This window comes from Actinomyces naeslundii (assembly GCF_001956585.1).
GTDB classification, from domain to species: Bacteria; Actinomycetota; Actinomycetes; order Actinomycetales; family Actinomycetaceae; genus Actinomyces; species Actinomyces naeslundii.
Genome location: NZ_MSRR01000011.1, coordinates 45,700 through 64,007, shown reverse-complemented (window position 1 = coordinate 64,007; position 18,308 = coordinate 45,700). Strand labels below are relative to the sequence as shown.

18 protein-coding genes are annotated in these 18,308 nt (G+C 66.9%); 5 read left to right on the top strand and 13 right to left on the bottom strand.

Going from position 1 to position 18,308, the window contains the following annotated elements; genetic code table 11:
• Positions 1 to 285 precede the first annotated feature (285 nt).
• Positions 286 to 1,293: an alpha/beta hydrolase fold domain-containing protein gene (locus BKH33_RS06935; protein WP_043538531.1), complete on the top strand. Its 1,008-nt coding sequence runs from the start codon at positions 286 to 288 to the stop codon at positions 1,291 to 1,293.
• On the opposite strand, the gene BKH33_RS06930 is transcribed toward BKH33_RS06935, so the two are convergent.
• The 5 genes from BKH33_RS06930 to BKH33_RS06910 all read right to left on the bottom strand — a co-directional run bounded on the left by BKH33_RS06930 (position 1,271) and on the right by BKH33_RS06910 (position 4,358).
• Positions 1,271 to 1,723: a zinc ribbon domain-containing protein gene (locus tag BKH33_RS06930; RefSeq protein WP_043538532.1), complete on the bottom strand. Its 453-nt coding sequence runs from the start codon at positions 1,721 to 1,723 to the stop codon at positions 1,271 to 1,273. The two genes, BKH33_RS06935 and BKH33_RS06930, sit on opposite strands and share 23 nt — an antisense overlap.
• A 223-nt stretch (positions 1,724 to 1,946) precedes the next feature.
• On the bottom strand, positions 1,947 to 2,264 hold the full coding sequence (locus BKH33_RS06925; protein ID WP_143229059.1) for a hypothetical protein: 318 nt from the start codon (positions 2,262 to 2,264) through the stop codon (positions 1,947 to 1,949).
• A 132-nt stretch (positions 2,265 to 2,396) separates the two neighbouring features.
• Positions 2,397 to 2,720: an LlsX family protein gene (locus BKH33_RS06920; RefSeq protein WP_003779660.1), complete on the bottom strand. Its 324-nt coding sequence runs from the start codon at positions 2,718 to 2,720 to the stop codon at positions 2,397 to 2,399.
• Between the two features lie 31 nt (positions 2,721 to 2,751).
• Positions 2,752 to 3,501 (bottom strand): ABC transporter permease, encoded by a 750-nt coding sequence (locus BKH33_RS06915; protein ID WP_003779676.1) that lies wholly within the window; start codon positions 3,499 to 3,501, stop codon positions 2,752 to 2,754.
• Positions 3,498 to 4,358, bottom strand: coding sequence for an ATP-binding cassette domain-containing protein (locus BKH33_RS06910; RefSeq protein ID WP_003779665.1), 861 nt, complete (start codon positions 4,356 to 4,358; stop codon positions 3,498 to 3,500). The genes BKH33_RS06915 and BKH33_RS06910 overlap by 4 nt, the downstream gene beginning before the upstream one ends.
• Positions 4,359 to 4,502: 144 nt before the next feature.
• Between BKH33_RS06910 and BKH33_RS13805 the strand changes: the two genes are divergently transcribed.
• Positions 4,503 to 4,796, top strand: a complete 294-nt coding sequence (locus BKH33_RS13805) for a hypothetical protein (protein ID WP_157784444.1) — start codon at positions 4,503 to 4,505, stop codon at positions 4,794 to 4,796.
• 54 nt (positions 4,797 to 4,850) lie between these two features.
• Here the strand turns inward: BKH33_RS13805 and BKH33_RS06905 are convergent, their stop codons facing one another.
• Both BKH33_RS06905 and BKH33_RS06900 read right to left on the bottom strand, forming a co-directional pair.
• A complete protein-coding gene (locus tag BKH33_RS06905; protein WP_003779658.1) occupies positions 4,851 to 5,522 on the bottom strand; it encodes a response regulator transcription factor in 672 nt (223 codons plus the stop codon).
• Positions 5,519 to 6,655: a sensor histidine kinase gene (locus tag BKH33_RS06900; RefSeq protein WP_076142664.1), complete on the bottom strand. Its 1,137-nt coding sequence runs from the start codon at positions 6,653 to 6,655 to the stop codon at positions 5,519 to 5,521. The genes BKH33_RS06905 and BKH33_RS06900 overlap by 4 nt, the downstream gene beginning before the upstream one ends.
• 193 nt (positions 6,656 to 6,848) lie before the next feature.
• Here BKH33_RS06900 and BKH33_RS06895 point away from each other — a divergent pair, with 193 nt between their 5' ends.
• The 3 genes from BKH33_RS06895 to BKH33_RS06885 are packed head-to-tail and all read left to right on the top strand — an operon-like array spanning position 6,849 to position 10,147.
• Positions 6,849 to 7,832, top strand: a complete 984-nt coding sequence (locus tag BKH33_RS06895; protein WP_076142663.1) for an ABC transporter ATP-binding protein — start codon at positions 6,849 to 6,851, stop codon at positions 7,830 to 7,832.
• Position 7,833: 1 nt separating this feature from the next.
• Positions 7,834 to 8,976: an ABC transporter permease gene (locus tag BKH33_RS06890; protein ID WP_003782258.1), complete on the top strand. Its 1,143-nt coding sequence runs from the start codon at positions 7,834 to 7,836 to the stop codon at positions 8,974 to 8,976.
• Positions 8,977 to 8,992: 16 nt separating this feature from the next.
• A complete protein-coding gene (locus BKH33_RS06885; RefSeq protein WP_003782255.1) occupies positions 8,993 to 10,147 on the top strand; it encodes an ABC transporter permease in 1,155 nt (384 codons plus the stop codon).
• Positions 10,148 to 10,205: 58 nt separating this feature from the next.
• On the opposite strand, the gene BKH33_RS06880 is transcribed toward BKH33_RS06885, so the two are convergent.
• The 6 genes from BKH33_RS06880 to guaA form a co-directional block, all read right to left on the bottom strand.
• On the bottom strand, positions 10,206 to 12,056 hold the full coding sequence (locus BKH33_RS06880) for a DUF885 domain-containing protein (protein ID WP_003782248.1): 1,851 nt from the start codon (positions 12,054 to 12,056) through the stop codon (positions 10,206 to 10,208).
• 2 nt (positions 12,057 to 12,058) lie between these two features.
• Positions 12,059 to 13,543: an amidohydrolase family protein gene (locus BKH33_RS06875; protein ID WP_003782245.1), complete on the bottom strand. Its 1,485-nt coding sequence runs from the start codon at positions 13,541 to 13,543 to the stop codon at positions 12,059 to 12,061.
• Positions 13,544 to 13,696: 153 nt separating this feature from the next.
• Positions 13,697 to 13,972: a hypothetical protein gene (locus tag BKH33_RS06870; protein WP_003782242.1), complete on the bottom strand. Its 276-nt coding sequence runs from the start codon at positions 13,970 to 13,972 to the stop codon at positions 13,697 to 13,699.
• Between the two features lie 526 nt (positions 13,973 to 14,498).
• On the bottom strand, positions 14,499 to 15,365 hold the full coding sequence (locus tag BKH33_RS06865) for a hypothetical protein (protein WP_003782256.1): 867 nt from the start codon (positions 15,363 to 15,365) through the stop codon (positions 14,499 to 14,501).
• Between the two features lie 207 nt (positions 15,366 to 15,572).
• Positions 15,573 to 15,983 carry an SHOCT domain-containing protein gene (locus BKH33_RS13940; RefSeq protein ID WP_181950040.1) on the bottom strand — a complete coding sequence of 137 codons (411 nt, stop codon included), beginning with the start codon at positions 15,981 to 15,983 and terminating at the stop codon, positions 15,573 to 15,575.
• 423 nt (positions 15,984 to 16,406) lie between these two features.
• Complete coding sequence (gene guaA, locus BKH33_RS06855) at positions 16,407 to 17,993, bottom strand: glutamine-hydrolyzing GMP synthase (protein WP_003782244.1); 1,587 nt, start codon at positions 17,991 to 17,993, stop codon at positions 16,407 to 16,409.
• Between the last annotated feature and the right edge of the window lie 315 nt (positions 17,994 to 18,308).

Sequence of the window (18,308 nt, the reverse complement as noted above, 5' to 3'; positions counted from 1 at the left end):
CCACACCAAAAGACTTGACCGGGGAAAGGCGCCGTCGGAGCGAAGCAGCACCATGCACTCGGGGGCCAGGGCGCGGACGGCGGCGAGGTGGTCGATCTCGTAGGCTTCCATATCGCAATCTCCTCTTGTCATGCCGACGGCAGCGCCACGTGCAGGCCTCCGCACTGAGTGAACGAACTGGATTCACCCCATCATCGCGGTGCTGTGATGCCTACGATAACGGAGCAGACACCGGATCCGGAGTGTCTTCGGACAATGTTCAGTGCTCTGCGGAGCGGAGGAATCATGAGGATGTTCGGGGCAGTCAGTGGGAGCAGAATCGCCGTCGGCATGGCCGGCGTCGGCCTGACGGTAGGGGCCTTCAGCCTCTACTCCCACAAACGCTACCGGCGCTCGGCCGCAGCGAGCCTGGCGGAGTACAGCACCCGGCCGGTCAAGATGGCGTACGCCCGCATGTCGATCACCAACCGGATCGCCCGCCTGGCCAGTCGCCCTGAGCCTCGCCGCGCCGTCACCTTCCCCGCCTGGGGGCGCTTCTTCTACGACCTGGAGCGGCGCGAAGACTCGGGCATGCCCGTCTACTACGTCCGCCCGCATACGCCGTCGAGCACAATCGTCATCTACCTCCACGGCGGCGGATACATCTCGACGGCGGTCTCAGCGCACGCCTGGCTGGTCGACCACCTCGCCCGCAGGACGGGGGCCGACGTCGTCATGCCGCTCTACCCGCTGACGCCCCACCACACCTGGCAGGAGGCGCACCGGCTGGTGCTGGACCTCTATCGGCGCACGGTCGCGGAGAACCCGGGTAAGCGGATCGTCCTCATGGGTGATAGCTCGGGCGGGGGCCTGGCAGCGGTCATCGCCCTGTCCCTGGCCGAGGCCGGCGACGCCCAACCTGACGAGCTCGTCCTCATCTCGCCCTGGGTCGACATCACCAACACCAACCCGGAGATCGCCGACTACGTTGAGGCCGACCCACTCATGGTGCCCGAGCCCCTCGCCGAGATCGGGCGGTGCTGGGCGGGCGACACCCCGCCAACCGACTGGCACCTTTCCCCCATCTACGGCGACCTGTCGGGTCTGAGGAAGGTGACGACCTTCGTGGGGACCCGGGAGATCTTCCTGCCGGACAATGCGCTCTTCCACGCCAAGCTCCTGGAGGCCGGGGTCGACTCGACGCTGCACGTCGGCGAGAACCTCAACCACGTCTACCCGATGTTTCCCACCCCCGAGGGACACCGGGCGCGCCGGGATCTGGTCCGCCTGGTCACCGGGGAGCCCACCGCTTGAGAGTCGGCAGGACGACAGCCAGATAGGAGACGGCCTCGTCCTGAGAGATGCCGACGCCCTTGGCCACATAAGGGGCGTTGTGCTCGATGAAGGCATCGAGCGATTCCTCTCCGGAGAAGGTCCCGTCCGGATAGCACCAGGTGCAGTACTCCTCCGACTTCGTGCCGTCGGACTCGGTACCGTAGTCCGTTTCATTGCCCAGGGGGAGACCGCAGCTCTGGCAGCAGGGCTCCGGGGGCATCTCCAGAAGCCGTGTGACCGGAACATCGAGCGCGCCGGCGAGGAGCTTGCACATATCGACACCCGGGGTCGTCACCCCGGTCTCCCACCTCGAGACGGCTTGGCGGGTGACAAGGACCTTGCCCGCCAGGTCACTCTGAGTCATCCCCTGAGCCTCTCGGGCTGCGCTAATGACCTCTCCGATACTCATGCTGGTCCCCTTCTCTTCGGCCGCACTCCGCATGGCCACGCACATCAGAGAACCACGCCCCCGCTCCGACGTCGAGAAACAGGTTGTTGCACCAAGGTCGCTCACCTCCCGCGCGGCTCGCGACCGTCATGGACGGATCAGGCTCGTCCGCCCTCGTCACCCACCAGGACGACGGGACCATCGCGGCACAACACCGTCACGTTGCTTCTCCCCTCCGAGCGGCTCACATGAGACGACGGGCTGAGAGATCGGCGGCATCCGCGAATTTGCGCAAGAAAACCAGAAGATTGAACAGCACGTGCAGAAGGACTGCCCCGGGAAGACCGGACAGGAAGAATGCTCCGCACGCGACAACGGCGAGGAAGATCTTGCGCAGCCCGGCAAGGCCATCAACGACGACGTGCCCCAGCACGAAGGCGGGAACGATGAGGCAGTTCTCCAGCGCATGCTCGAAGGTCTCGTGGCAGGCCGTTCCGGTCGAGACGGCGGAGGGCAGGATGCGCGGCTCGTCGGCGAAGAGCTCGCTCGAGTAGGGGAGCACCACCTGCAGGGGGAATCAGGACGCAGCGACTCGTGTCACTCGCAGGCGTCATTCGTACTATTGACCGCGTTCGGGGCCGCGGCGGACCTGACGGAATGGCGGTTGACGTAAGCGCGCAGCTCGGTGAGATCCTCAACGGTCCCCATGACGGTTCTCCTGACGGCGCCACCAGGCCTCCACAAGGACTGCAAGAACGAGGGAGCACAGGATGCCCACGAACACCATGTTCCGGGGCACCGGGACTCCTGTATAGGTCTCGCCGACCCTGGTGAGATGATAAAGGGGCAGGCCAAGGAGCCGGACATCATAAGATGCGGGAAGCGCGCTGTAGGCGTGGTGATAGCCGAACGAGATCACGACGGCGCAGAGTGCAATACCCATGACGATGCCGGCAATGATTGCGAAGGATAGGCGATTGACCTGCTGTGACATCAGTCCGTGGCGCGTATTCTTCATATCAGGACTCCTTTGTTTGCAAAGTTCTTCTCTACCGCCGGAGACGACGACGTGCGGCGATGACGGCAACGACGGCGGAGGTGCCGGCCCACGTGGCACTGGTCGCCCAGAGCTGCGGGATCATGAGCCTGGTCGAGGTCCAGACGTCGAATCCGTCATTCATGAGGTACTTGAGGGGGATGAGGTTCCCGGCGCCCTGGAGGTTGGCTGGCATGGCGGAAAAGTCGCCGAAGACGCCGCAGAGCATGTAAACGACGAACATGAGGACGAGGCCGACGGCGATCACCACCGCCGTCTGTCGGACGATGAAGGCAAGAGCCGCCCCGAAGAGCATGAGCGAGGCGGTGACGACGATGAGCTGGAGCGAGTAGGCGATCAGGGCGGGGAGGCCGGGGATCCTCGTGTCGTAGAAGAGGACGCCGACGGCGAAGGTCACGGCCGTTCCGCACAGGGCGATGACCATGTGGGCGAGCGCGTTGCTCGTGGCGACACGAGCCAACGAGACGTGGAGGTACTTCAGGCGCAGGAGGTAGGAGCTCTCCACGCTGGAGCAGATCCACGAGGGGAAGGTGATGAGAGACAGGGGGACGAGCCCCATCCCCGAGGCGATAAGGACGTACTTGTCGCTCAGCCGTATCCCGGTGCCGATGTCCGGGTTGCCATAACTCGCCATCATGATGATCAGCATGAACGAGGGGAAGACGACGGTGAAGAACGCCGACACGGGCACGCGGAAGAGCATTCGGATATCGGTGACCAGGTCGCACAGCAGAGTCTTCAACGGACTGACTCCTCTCGATCACTAAGGCGGTCCGACATCGCGATCGTGTACGCGCTGTAGAGCCCACGGGGCTGAACCTCAAAGACCAGCCTGCTGCGGGTGAGGTCCTCACCCATTGCCAGCTGCTCCTCACTCGAGCGCGCGATGAGGAAGCGGTCGGACGACTTCCACGGGAATCGCCGCGCCCGGTCCCGCAGCCGGTCGGGCAGGTGTCCGCCGCCTGCCCGGACCTTGATGAGCGAATGGTGCGGTGAAGCGGTGACGAAGTCCTCGACCGGACCGGCGAACAGAGGCTCGGCACGATCCAGGACGAGGCAGTGGGTGGCCCAGTCCTCGACCTCCTCGAAGTAGTGGGTGGTGATGAGAACCGTCGTCCCTCGGGTGCGCTCGCGGACGATCTCCATCATGAGCTCACGGGTCTGGAAGTCGAGCCCCGTGGTCACCTCGTCGAAGATGTAGCTCTCCTCGGAGCGGGACAGGACGAGGAACAACGTCACTCTCTGTTTCTCACCACCGGAAAGCGAGCTCATCCTCCGGTTCAGGAGCGGAGGAATGCTCAGCGTCTGCCCCAGGTCGCCACCCGTGGCGACTCCGACAAGCCGGCAGAGCTCGCCGACCCGCATGAGGGGGTTAAAGGAATTCGTTTGAAACTGCACACCAGTGCAGCTCGGATCCATACCAGTGACGCTTCCGGCATGGGGGACCTCACCGAGGACCGCGTTGATGAACGTTGTCTTTCCTGCTCCGTTGCCGCCCAGCACGGCGACCACCGCGTGGTCCGGGTAGGTGATCGTTCCCGGAAGATCCAACGCCAGGATCTTCCCGTAGCGGACCAAGAGATCACTGATAACGAGCATGAAGCAGGGCCTTTCAAAGGGGAGTGTGGCGGCGCGCCTCGTGTTGCCCCTCCCACGGGGCGCGCCGGAGACATCTAGGCACAGCAGCAGGAACAGGAGCAGGAGCACGAGCAGGAACAGGAGCCCCCGCTGGACGCGTAGCGCATGCCCTCAGCAGTCGTTGGCGGCTCGAAGGTGTTGACGGTCTGCGCGCGGATCACCATGGAAACCACCTCCTTCACAGCAATTCGTGATGAGTTTTGCACCAAAGTAACCGGGCAGGGAGAACTGGAGCGACTGTGCTTCCAATCGGTGAGCGATAAGAAGGCAGCGTTGAGGCCTCGAGCTCGGGAAGACCGGGAAGAAGTGACAAATATTTTACGCCGGGCACGACGGGACGGCAAACTTTCGGCAATACTCATTAAGAATGACCGCGAAAGAAACTCGGTGCCTCACTGAGAGCCGCACTCGAGGTCCGCGCGTCCGGTGACGAGGTCTGTGGCCGAACTCGGCTCACCCGGCCTGCGCGGAGCGGTAGTACATGACCGCGACCTGGGTGCGGTTGCGCAGGCCGAGCTTGGCCAGGATCGCGCTGATGTGGTTGCGCACCGTGCCCTCACTCATGAACAGCCGTGTCGCGGCCTCGGCGTTGTCCAGCCCCTCGGCCACGGCCTCAACCACCTCGTACTCGCGGTCGGTCAAGGCCGCGAAGGTCGTGCTCCGCGGGTCCTGACGCCCCCGGCCCTGATCCGCCCCGCTCGTCTGCGGCCCAGCGCTGATTCCCATGGTGGCGCTGCGCCCGAGCACCTCCCCCTCCAGGACGCATACTCCAGCCATGACGGACCGCAGCGCCGGAGCGACCTGAGCGACGTCCTGCTTGATGAGGTAGCCGCGCGAGCCCATCTTGAGGGCCCGCACGATGTACTCGTCGTCGGAGAAGGTGGTCAGGAAGACGATACGCGCCGCCGGATCCTCGGTCAGGATCCTCTCGGCCGCACTGAGCCCGTCCCCGCCGGGCATCTGGATGTCCATGAGAAGGACGTCCGGGGCCAGCTCCCGGTAGCGCTCGATGGCCTCGGGACCCGAGCCACCCAGGCCAACGACGTCGACGTCGTCCTCGACCGACAGGATCGTGGACAGGGACTGGGCGACGAGCGCGTCGTCGTCGACGATGAGGACCCTCATGACGCTCCCTCTTTCCCTTGTCCGTCCTTGGGGATCGTGGCGAAGACAGTGAACCGCGGTCGCGCGGTGATGCGCACCCGGCCGCCCAGGGCCTCGACCCGCTCAGTCATGGAGCGCAGGCCCAGTCCCGAGCCCCCACGGCCGTCCACGGCCGGCTCGTCCTCGTCGGGCACGACACCGTCATTGTCGACCGTGACCTGCCAGAACGCAGGGTAGTCGGTGACGGCCACTCGGGCCGAACGGGCTTTACCATGGCGGGCGGCGTTGGTCAGGGCCTCACGCACGACGGCGACGACGCAGCGCGCCACTGCCGCCGGCGGCTCGGTATCGGTCGAGCAGTCCACGCTCACGGTGGCGATGCCGCAGCGCAAGCCCAGCAGGTTAAGAGAGGTGGCCAGCTCCTCACCCTCGTCGGACAGGGCGTGGACGGAGCGGCGCATGGAGTCCAGAGCCTCGTCGAGGCCGTCGTCCAGGGTGGTGAGGTCGTCGACGACGCCCGGCGCATCCCGGTGGACGACCTGGAGGGCCTTGACCTGCAGCAGGAGACGGGTGAGGAGGTGGCCGACGCCGTCGTGGATCTCGCGGGCGATCCTGGTGCGCTCGGACAGAGCGGCGGCGCGCAGCTCGTGGTCCTGGGCATGAAGCAGCCGGGCATTCGTGTCCTGCAGGGTGAGGACCTTCTCGCGCAGATCGTCCCGCACCGCGTGCAGGCTCATCCGCACCGTCTCCTCCTGGAGGGTGCGCAGCGCAAGGAGAGCCGCGAGCGCGCAGATCGCCAGAGCGAGGGCCAAGACTGGCGCACCCGGGACCCGTCTGGCCATGAGGACCACGAAAGGGATACAGCCGATAGCCGCCACCATCCGCGCGTGGCGGGTCCCGAGCGCACCGAGGCGGGCCAGGCCGTAGACGGCCAGCGGGGCCCCGACTACGGAGGCCGTCGAGAAGGATCCCACCAGGAGGTAGGCGGCCGGGACGGCGACGGTCCACCGTCCCTGCTTGACGGTCACACCCAGGCCGGCGACGGCCACAGCCGCGATCAGCCAGATCACGACAGCCGTCTCCGCCCGCCCCACAAGCAGGGCCAGTAGGACGCAGCCGCCCAGCAGCACGCCGTTGTCGATCAGGACCTTCACACCTCGATTATCGATCGATGGCCCGCACCTGCAGGCTCGGCATGCCGCTGTGAAGGTCTTGTTCGCAAGTCTCATGACAGAAGTCATGGCTGCCCGCCCAGGTCATGACGGCAGGCACTTCTGACCGCCACCACCCCCGCAGGAACATGGGAGTCATGAGCCGGGGAACACCGGTGGGAAGAAAGGAACCGAGATGGAAGTCAAAGACGGGACCAGGGATACCGGCCCGGCTGTGGAGGTCGGCTCCCTGATCAAGCGCTACGGGGAGCTGGTCGCGGTCGACGGCCTGTCCCTCAAGATCCCGCGCGGCCAGGTGCTGGGCCTGCTCGGCCCCAACGGATCGGGCAAGACGACGACGATCAACTGCATCCTCCAGCTGCTCGCCTACGACAAGGGCTCGATCCGAGTCTTCGGCGAGCCGATGACGCCCACCGCATACGAGCTCAAGCGCCGCATCGGCGTGGTGCCTCAGGACGTCGCCGTCTTCGACGAGCTCACGGTGGCGGAGAACGTCAACGCCTTCTGCGCCCTCTACGTTCGCGATCGCACCGAGCGGCGCCGCCTGGTGGCCGAGGCGATCGGCTTCGTCGGTCTGGAGAAGTTCGTGAAGTTCAAGCCCAAGAAGCTCTCCGGCGGCCTGTTGCGTCGTCTCAACATTGCCTGCGGCATCGCCCACGGCCCCGACCTCATCATCCTGGATGAGCCCACGGTCGCCGTCGACCCGCAGAGCCGGGGCGCCATCCTCGACGGCATCAGGCGTCTCAACGAGCACGGCGCCACCATCATCTACACGAGCCACTACATGGAAGAGGTGGAGCAGCTGTGCCACCGGATCGTCATCATGGACCGCGGTCGGCAGGTGGCCTCCGGAACCTCCGACGAGCTCAAGGCCATGATCGGCATCGGTGAGCGCATCCGCCTGGAGGTCGTCGACCCGGTTCCCCTGGGCGAGGACGCCCTAGAAGGACTTCGCCGGCTGGAGCATGTGCGCACGGCCACCCACCAGGACGGCGAGGTACTCATCGAGTGCTCCCCCGGGGCCCATAACCTCTCCGACGTCATGAAGGCGCTGGAAGAGGTGGGGGCGACCTGCGGCCGGGTGACCTCCGAGCCCCCGACCCTCAACGACGTCTTCCTGGAGATCACCGGGCGGGCTCTGCGCGACGAGGCGGCCTGAGATGCTGACCGTCTTCTCCTACCAGGTGCTCAGGCTCCTGCGCGACCGCATCCTGCTCGTGTGGACACTCGGCTTCCCGATCGTCCTGTCCCTCATCTTCATGGCACAGTTCTCCAACCTGAACGAGGCCTATGAGGCCAACCCCATGAGCTTCGGCGTCGTCCAGGACGGGGCCTACCGGGCGGATCCGGGACTGGACGCCGTCGTCGAGCGGATCTCAGCCGACGACGCCGACCCCCACCTCATCACCAAGGTCACCCACTCCACCGCCTCGGAGGCCGAGGCCGCCGCGAAACGGGGAGAGACCAACGGCTACCTCGCCGTCGAGAGCGGCGAGCCCGTGCTGCACGTGACTCAGAAGGGCAACGATGCCGAGACGACTCGGGTGCTGCGGGTGGTCATGGACTCCTACACCCAGAGACGGGCCGAGTACGAGGCCTTGATCAAGGCGGGAACGGCGCCCGAGCGACTGGCCACCCTTGAGACCTACCAATCCTTCACCCGCTCGCTCTCAGTGACGCCATCTCCCGTCAAGCCCGAGACCCACTACTACTTCGCGCTGCTGGCCTTCGCCTGCGGCATGGGGACGACCGTCGCCATGGTCGCCGTGCAGGGCATCATGGCCATCTCACCCCTGGGCGCGCGCCAGACCATGGCGGGTCTGCCACGGTGGAAGGTACTCACGGCCACGCTCGCGGCCTCCTGGGTGTGCGTCCTCGCCTGTCTGCTCATCGCCTTCACCTTCATCGCCACAGTCGTGGACGTGGACTTCGGACCCCACACGCTCCTGTGCCTCGTGGCGATCGGGGTCTGCAGCCTCATGTCGAGCGCAGCAGGTGCCGCGTTGGGGACGCTCGGACGTCTGGGGGTCGGGATGATCTCCGGGATTACCTCCCTGCTGTCGTTGTTCACCGGCCTGTACGGTCCCGCGGCCCAGTCCCTGGCCATTTCCGTCGAGAGCCATGCCCCGCTGCTGGCGCAGGCCAATCCCCTGTGGCAGACCGCCCGCTGCTTCTACGGGCTCCTCTACTACGACTCCCTGGAGCCCTTCACCCGCAGCTGCGCAGTCCTGCTGGGCATGACATGCCTGTTCCTGACTATCGCCCTGATCCGCGCCAGGAGGATGACCCATGAGCACCTTTAAGACGTGTGTGAGAATTATGGCCGCTCACCGGCTGTACATCCTCATCTACCTGGTGCTGCTATCCACGTTCGGCCTGTTCACAGGCATGGCCAGGTCCGAGGACTACTCCAGCCAGGTCACGACCGCCACGGCGAACGTGGCCGTCATCGACCGCGACGACTCCACGATCTCCCACGGGGTCAAGGACTACGTCGAGTCCGTCGGCAAGGTTCAGCCGCTCGAGGACTCCAGGCAGGCCATCCAGGACGCCACCGCGCAGAACCGCATCAGCTACATCCTCATCATCCCCGCCGGATACGGCAAACAGCTCCAGCAGACGGCTCATGAGGGTGCTGAGCCACCTCGAATGGACACGGTCATCGGGTACGAGTCCGCCTCCGGCGCACTCATGAACGTGCGCACCGACTCCTACGCGGGGCAGGTCGCTGACTACCTGTCAACACTCACCGACGATCCGGCTCGGGCCGTCGCCCTGGCTAAGGAGACGATGAACCGCTCCGCCCCGGCCGAGCGGATCGCCCCGGACAGCACGTCCCTGTCGCACAGCTTCCTCGTCTACGCCCGGTTCTCCTTGTACCCGCTCATGACCTTCGCGATCGTCACGATCTCCACGCTCATGACAGCGCTGGGCCGCCGGGCGATCCGTTCCCGTCTTGACTCCGCCCCGGTCAGCAGCGGGGCCCGCAACCTCGGACTGCTGGGCGCGTGCCTCGTCGTCGGGACCGTCGGGTGGCTGTGGGTCCTCGGGCTGGGGGTGGCGGTCTTCGAGGCCGGCACCGTGACGACATCAGCTCCGCTCCTGGGTGTGGTCGCAGCGGCCCTGGGCGCCTACATGCTCGTGGCGATCTCAATAGGGTTCCTCATGGGGCAGCTCGGCCTGGGCCAGAACGCGGCCAACGCCGTCGCCAATATCGGAGGCTTGGCCATGTCCTTCCTGGCCGGGGCCTGGGTACCGATCGAGTGGCTACCCGACGCCGTCGCCCGGGCCGCCAGGCTCACGCCCGGCTACTGGGCGGACCAGGCGATCTCCGGGGCCTACGATGCGACCTCGATGTCCGCCAGCATCATTCGCCCCCTGCTCGTGGACAGCGGGATCTGCGCCCTGTTCGCCGTCGCGATCCTCTCGGTGGCCATGGCCGTGGGCCGCACCCGAGCGCGGTCGTCCCTGTAGGACAACGGGTGACATCGCTGTGGACCGGTGGGTTCCTCCAGCCGGTCCACAGCGATGTTCAGCCCAGCTCGCGGGTCAGGAGGTCCAGGCCCACGCTCCCCAAGCCGATGCCGCGGTTGTGGAAGGCCCGCAGGTCGAGCCTCTCCCCCATCGCTTGGGCCCGGTCCTGCGCCCGCTCGCGGCCCGCCAACCAGACCCGCTCGCCCAGCACGTATGCCAGCCCCTGGGCGGGCCAGCCCAGCTGCTTGTCCACCTCGAACTGGAGGAAGCCCTCTCCCAGGACCGTGTGGGCGCGCAGCGCCGCCTCCACCGTGGGACGGTCCCACTGCGTGCCGCCGCCGGCACCGGGCAGGGCAGCGATCTCGGCGGGCACCGGTAGCCAGGAGTGCACACCGAGGTCCACCAGGACCCTCACGATCCGCCAGCGCCGCGCCGCCAGCCACCCGAAGCGGTCGGCGGGCTTACTCAGCAACCCGGTCTCGATCGCGAGCCTCTCGGCGTACAGGGCCCAGCCCTCGTTACAGCCAGGGACCTTCCCCAGGTGCCCCTGCCAGAGAGTCAGTGAGGGATCAAGGCTCTGCGCGCCGGAGTGGGCGTGGTGGCCGGGGACCGACTCGTGCAGCACCGTGGTGCGCTCCGCCCAGGGCCAGACCGTCTCGTCGCCGATGGCGAAGGAGCGCAGTACCCTCCCGGGCAGACTCCGGCTGAGCTCGGGCTCCTCGTAGTGGACGCCGCCACCCGGGGCGTCGAGCAGCACCGTTGGTCGGCCCAGGCCGTCCGGGACGTCGAGCAGGTGGCCGACGACGGCGTCCCAGGCCTCGTCGGCCATGCCCTGCGCCCAGCGGGGGAAGTCCTCGGGACTCATTCCGGTGGAGGGGTCGGCGCGCAGGTGCGCGTCAAGGTCGCCGGCCCGCGCTCCCGTCCCGAGGACCTCAGCGGCCAAAACGTCCTGGGCGGCGACGACGTCGACCAGCTCCTGGCGCGCCCACTGGTAGACCTCGGCGGTATCGATGGAGGTCCCGAGCATACGGCGCACCCAGCGGGCGTGGCGGCTCGGCCCGACGCCCTCGCGGGCCGGGGCGAGTGGAGCGAGCTCGCCGCGCAGGTAGCGGCCGAGGCCGACCACCGCCTGGGCGGCGTCGGCAGCGGCAGCCTGGAGGTCCCGCCCGAGGACGCCCTCCGGCAGACCGTTGCCGCCGTCGCCCGTCTCGCCGCGGGATCGGGAGGCCAGGACACGCGCCAGGTCGTCGGTCTGCCGGGCGACGGCCTCGACCTGTCCGCGAGGAGGCAGAACACCTTGGGCCGCACTGACCGCCAGGGAGTCGCGGATGCCCGCCAGGGCCCGGGGTGCGGCACGGTACCGGTCACCCAGGTCCGCCCAGTCCTGAACGGAGGAGGTGGAACCAGGCAGGTCAGTGGGCAGGGTGGTGAGCCGTCGGCGCACGCCCTGGAAGGGTGAGGTGAGGATGTTGAGCTCGGCGCCCTGGTCCGCCGAGTCGATGAGGTCGATGGAGGTCTCCAGGCGCTCGAGCAGGTGGGCGCGCAGGACGCGTACTGCCGAGGGTGCCGTTCCCCAAGGATCGCCGTTGCCGGGCCTGCTGTCTCGAGCGTCGTCCACTGGGCCGTCGCTTCTCGCCCCGTGGCCACCGGTCAGGAGCCGGGGCGTTTCGACGGCGCGGACGAGCTGATGCAGCCTGCGCTCGACCATGCTTCTCTCCGCCAGGGCCTCGGGGCCGACGTCGGGCAGGAGCGCTCGGCTCGGCAGACCGGTGGCCTCGGCCGCCGCCGGGTCCTGTGAGGCCAGGAGTCGGGCGTAGTCATCGGCCAGGTCGGTCAGCCGGACGCGAGCCGGTCCCCAGGAGCCTTTCCAACCGTCCCCCCGACTGTCCCCCGGTGCCTGATCCTGCACGCTCAGACCCCCGGGTGGCGGGCGGCCCGGGCGCTACGCTCTCGCCACTCGGCCAGGGTCGCCGAAGGACCGACTGCCTCGGTAGGAGTCTGGGAGGCGGCCAGGCCCTCGACCCGATCGGGGCGGAACTCGCGGCCGCGAGCCACCACGAGGCGCAGGTCGTGCAGGGCGGCCAGGTCCTGGCTCGGGTCCCCGGCGACCGCGATGAGGTCCGCCTCGAAGCCGGGGGCGAGCACCCCCGTGACGCCGGCGCGTCCGATCGCGGCGGCAGCCCTGGAGGTGGCGGCCAGCAGGACCTCGGTACGCGGCAGGCCCACGGACTCCAGGGCCTGGAGGCCACCGACGTAGGCGCGCTGAGGGGAGGCGGGGATGCCGGCGTCGTGGCCGGCGACGATTCTCACCCCGTGCTCCCACAGCTGGCGAGCGGGTGGGGCGAAGGACGGGTCGGCCGCGATGATGCCGGGCAGGTCAGCCACAATCGTGCAGTCGACGTACACGCCGGCGCGCGCCATCTCGTCGGCCAGGTGGGGATCGAACTCGCTGCGCCCGGCCGCCGAGACGAAGGAGGCGTGGGCGATGTAGTCGACCCCGGCGCGCACGGCCCGCTCGATGCCCTGGGTGCCGTGGGCGTGGGCGGCCGTCCACCTGCCCAGACGGTGGGCCTCGTCGAAGAGGACCCGCAGCTCCTCAGTGGTGAACTGGGCGAACCAGGGGGCGGAACCATCGGTCATGAAGCCGCCGGTGGCCATGGCCTTGATCGTGTCAGCACGCATGAGGTGGTGGTGGCGGACCTGGCGGCGGATCTCGTCCAGGGAGTCCGCGGCGCCTCCGGCGTGGTGGGCGTGTCCACCGGTCGTGGTGATCTGCGGCCCGGAGGCGATGATCCGAGGCCCGCGCAGGTCTCCGGCGTCGACGGCGTCGCGCAGGGCGACGTCGACGTAGTGGCGCGCCCCGAGGGACTGGACGCTGGTGACGCCCTCGCTGAGCAGCTCGCGGGCGGCGCGAGCGGCGTTGAGGGTGAGGCGGGCAACCTCATGGGGCCCGTAGTCGGGGTACTCGACGTCGGTGCCGGAGGTGGGCAGGTGGTCGTGGGTCTCGATGAGCCCGGGCATGAGGGTGGTGCCGGGCAGGTCCACGCGTACGACGTCGTTGGGGTCGACGTCAGGAAGGAGCTCGGCCAGGCGTCCCTCGAGCTCGGCGGTCGTTCCGACGGCCAGGATGTCCCGCCCCCGCAGGAGGACGGCACCACCCTGGCCGGCCGTACGCGCCTGGGCGACCTCGGTCTCGCTCGGGCTACTGGTCCGGATTCCAATGGTCTCAAGGCTGCCCTCCACCTGGCCGCGCCGACCGGTGAGAACGCGGTCGGCACTCACCAGGGCGGCCGAGCGCCCGTCGAGGCGCTCACCGCCGTCGGTGGGCGGAGTGATCCAGTAGGCGCCCTCCGCCTCAAAGTCGGTGGTGGTGGGCTCAGTGGGGTGATCGGTCATGGTTGATCCTCGGTCCGCAGTCGGCATCAGGCTGGCGAGCGCAGTCGGGCCGGTCGCTCAGGTGGTTCCGGCAGGGGCTGGTCCAGCGTCTGTCTGCAGATACTGTCGCAGATCCTTCCCCACCTTCTTCCGGGACGACCGGCCCCGATATCCTCACAGCCCGGTCAGGTTGCCGGCGCGGCGGGCCTCGGTCCAGCCGCGCAGCTGCTGCCAGCTGCCAGCACCGCCGGGGCCGGAGAAGAGGGGCGATCCTCCCAGGTGCTCACGATTGGCGGGGGCGTTCCAGCGCTCGGTGGGGTTGCCGTCGACCGGTTTACCGTCACCGGACTCACCGAAGGCGCTGCGCCTGGCGGCGCGCACGGCACGGGCCTCGTCGGAGTCGCGGGTGGTGGGCGCGCTGGTGGAGACAGTGGAGGAGGCGGCAGACACAGGGGTTCCTTCGGTCCCGGTTCGGCGGCCACGCGCTACGACGTCGCTGCGCTCATGGCCCTGGGGAGGGGTGAGGACGTCCGCACAGGTGGACTGCTAGCCAGTCCAGAGCGCATCCGACGTGCAAGCGTCGGGCCGCGTTCATTACGGGGGCCACCAGGAGTACAAACACCTTACGGCATACAGCGACAACAACACGCCATGACCTGCCGGTTCATGGCGTGTGAGGGAGCAAAGGACGGGGAGGGCGCAGCAGCGCGCTCGCTTCGCGCGGTGCGGACGACGAGTGGCAGCGCGGTGGCGCTTCGACCAGCACTTGTCATGGGACATCCTTCAGGGGATGCAGCCGAGGCCCAGTGCCAGCGGCGCGTTCGACGCGATCGTATGCAGACCATCACGGGAGCCCGTCAATGTCGACGCCATCACAGTCCATTTCTTGAACGGGGACAAGACCCGTCGTATATGAGGACGGGGCCGGCCGCCACCCCGGCGACCGACCCCGGCATCGAGGGCTGAGGCGCAAACGCTACTTCACGGCGACGAAGACCTTGTCGGCAACAAGGCCAGGGCTCACCGCAAGAACCCCGTTCTGGGCATTGGCTGACGGCACCGCTCGCACAACGTTGCCTGAGACGTTGGCCCCGTTGTACAGCGTCGTCAGAGTATCGATGGCGTCCGGGGCGACGGCGATGGAGTCGGCTCCATCAATGGTGACACCATCCGCCGTCACGAAGTCGACCGTCACAAACGCAGGGGTGTCCCCAGCCGGGTCGTTGCCGATGTAGGTGGCCGTGTAGTTGATGAGAACGTACTCTTTCCCGTCCGCAGGAGGATCGTTGAGCTGGTTGGCCGCAGCCACCGCAGCATTGGCGTCGAAGGTGACTGAATTGATCACCACCTTCCAGTCCTTGCTGGAGATCTCGGTGCCGAGCGGATAAGGGTTCTCGCGAGTCTTCCCCTGCGAGGAATCAGCGGATCCCGAGCCACCTGCATCCGATGACTTTCCACCAGGGGCCACTGACGCAGTGACCGCACCGGCGGAGTTGACAGCATCATCGACGACATTCGACAGGACCGTCAGGAACACCATGACACCAACGATGGTTCCGACCACCGAGACGATCACTGCGGTGACTGCCGGCCACAGCGCCTCCCCCTTCCGGAAGAGGCCGACCAAGCCAATAATGAAGGAGATCGGCAGCAGGATCCAACCGACGATGAGCGCGCCGGGGACACAGGCGAAAATGAACCCGATGACCGCCATCGCCAGGGCGACGATGCCCACGGTGTTGCGCCCCTTCTTCAACGGTGCCGGCGCTTGCTGCATCGGTGCAGGCACCTGACCTTGAGGCGGATACGGCTGAGGCGGGTTGGACTGAGGAGGATACGACATTGTGGCTCCTGATATTCGACAGTATGCCGAAATGAGACAAACGATTGCAGCGACACCCGCTGCACCGCTCATCGTAGTCAGAACCACATCAACATTGAATGCCCGGAAGTACGAAGTACAAGAATTTAGCGTTTCAATACGGACACATACTTACCGCATAATTCTCAATATTTCCGTGATTACCGAAAACATGGCGTGGAGACGAATCTACAGCCTCCCCAGCAACTTGCGCTTCGCGACAAGAAACTCTTCGTCGTCCAGGATGCCTTCCTTGCGCAGTTCATCCAGATCACGTAGACGTTTCGCAACGTCTTCAGAAGATACGCCAGGAGAACTCAGCTCTTTAGACAGCTCGGCCTCACCGGACGGCAGAACGAGAACACTCGGCGACACAGAACCACAGCCGCGCGAAAAACTGATCGACAACAGTTTTTCGTGCGATTGCGGCGAAATTCGCGAATCCAGGATCTGAGAATACTTTACCGGAGCACGCGAACCCGATATCGACATTATCCTCTCCTGGCGTCTCGTGACTTTCGCAATCAACGCCTCACCAATACGGACGCATCCATTCTCAAAAATCTCAATATACGCGTCCCCGAACACACCACTAGCCACCAGAGCTCCAGCCTGACGATCAAGCTCCTCCTGTCTACGGCGCGCCTCCTGCTCGCGCTCTTCACGCTCTCTACGTCTCCGCTGAGTTCGGATACGAGCGCCCTATCATCCTGCAGTTCACGCAGTTACCCGTCCAAACCCAGGTCTGGTCCGATCGGGAACGTACTTTCTCGACGAGGACTGAGCTCTCCCGCAGACCACTGGGGGCGGGTCTCAGTCATCTGCGGGAAAAGTACGTTCCCGGCGAGAATCGCAGTCCTCGATGTGCAGATCCACTGAGTCGCCCTGCCGAACCGCCAGTCACCTCCCCAGCCAGGACCGATAAACGCCCCAGACCGCTCAGCGGCGGACAAGGCGAGGCCACACCAGCGCTTCAGCGCCGGTAGGGCCTCGCAACGGCAGGCAGCTGCTCTGACTTGCCCGTCACTCCCACTCGATGGTGCCCGGGGGCTTGCTCGTGCAGTCGAGCACCACCCGGTTGACCTCCGGCACGGAGTTGGTGATCCGGTTGGAGATACGCGCCAGAACGTCGTAGGGCAGACGGGTCCAGTCGGCCGTCATGGCGTCCTCACTGCTGACCGGCCGCAGAACAATGGGGTGACCGTAGGTGCGCCCGTCGCCCTGAACACCCACGGAGCGCACGTCTGCCAGCAGCACCACCGGGCACTGCCAGATCTCGCCGTCGAGCCCGGCGGCCGTGAGCTCCTCGCGGGCGATGGCATCAGCGGCCCGCAGAACACGCAGGTTCTCGGCCGTCACCTCACCGATGACGCGGATGCCCAGCCCTGGCCCGGGGAAGGGCTGGCGGGCGACGATCTTCTCCGGCACTCCCAGCTCGCGGCCGATGGCGCGCACCTCGTCCTTGAACAGCTCGCGCAGCGGCTCGATGAGCTCGAAGTCGAGGTCCTCGGGCAGGCCACCCACGTTGTGGTGGCTCTTGATGTTGGCGGCCCCCTCTCCCCCACCGGACTCGACGACGTCGGGATACAGAGTCCCCTGGACCAGGAATCGGATCTCGCCGCCCTCGGCACCGACAGCCTCGACGACGCGCCGCTGAGCGGCCTCGAAGGAGCGGATGAACTCCCGGCCGATGATCTTGCGCTTGGCCTCCGGCTCGGTGACGCCGGCCAGGGCGCTCAGGAAGCGCTCGGTCTCATCGACCGTGATGACGCGGATGCCCATACCCTCGGCGTAGTCGTGCTCCACCTGCTCGCGCTCGCCCGCGCGCAGCAGGCCGTGGTCGACGAAGATGCAGGTGAGCTGGTCGCCGATGGCACGGTGAACGAGGGCGGCGGCCACGGATGAGTCCACTCCCCCGCTCAGGCCGCAGATGACGTGGGCGTCGCCCACCTGCTCTCGGATGCGGGCGACCTGCTCGTCGATGATGTTGTCCGGCGTCCAGGTGGCCGGCAGCCCCGCCTCCTTGTGCAGGAAGTTGACCAGGGCGGCCTGCCCGTGCTCGGAGTGGAGGACCTCGGGGTGCCACTGCAGCCCGTAGAGGCGCCGCTTCGGGTTCTCGAAGGCGGCCACCGGCGTCTGAGAGGTGGAGGCGGTGACGGTGAAGCCCTCGGGGGCGGCCTGGACCGCGTCGCCGTGGCTCATCCACACCACCTGGTCATCCGGGGCTCCGTCGAACAGGCAGGAGCCCTCCTCCACACGGGCATGGGTATGCCCGTACTCACGGGTGCCGGTGCGTCCGACCGTTCCACCAAGAGCCTGGGCCATGGCCTGGAAGCCGTAGCAGATACCCAGGACCGGTACTCCGGCGTCGAATAGAGCCGGATCGACGGACGGGGCACCGTCGGCGTAGACCGACGAGGGGCCGCCGGAGAGGATGATGGCCGCAGGCTGCCTGTCCAGCACGGTCGAGGCGTCCATGGAGTGCGGCACGATCTCGGAGTAGACACCGGCCTCGCGCACGCGGCGGGCGATGAGCTGGGCGTACTGGGCACCGAAGTCCACCACGAGGACAGGGCCGACGGCACTGGGAGAGGTCTGGCTGGTCGTCACCCGAACAGGATAGCCGGGGCGGCAGCGAGTCGCCTTCTGCCCTGCCGTTGCACCCGGCTGAGGCACCCACGCAGACGACCGGACAGTCATGCGACCACGCCCGGCAATGTCATGCAGTCGACGCTACTCACAACAGGACTAGACCAGTGGGGCACGTCGCACTTCTGCATCACAGGTCACGTCCCCAGATCAAAACCACCATGACGCACGGCTTCTCCGAACCCCCACTGGGGCCAGCAATGCCCTCCATGACGCCAGATCCGCCCACGCATCTCGACGACCCAACCGCAGCCTTCCCAGCGATCCCCTGTGATC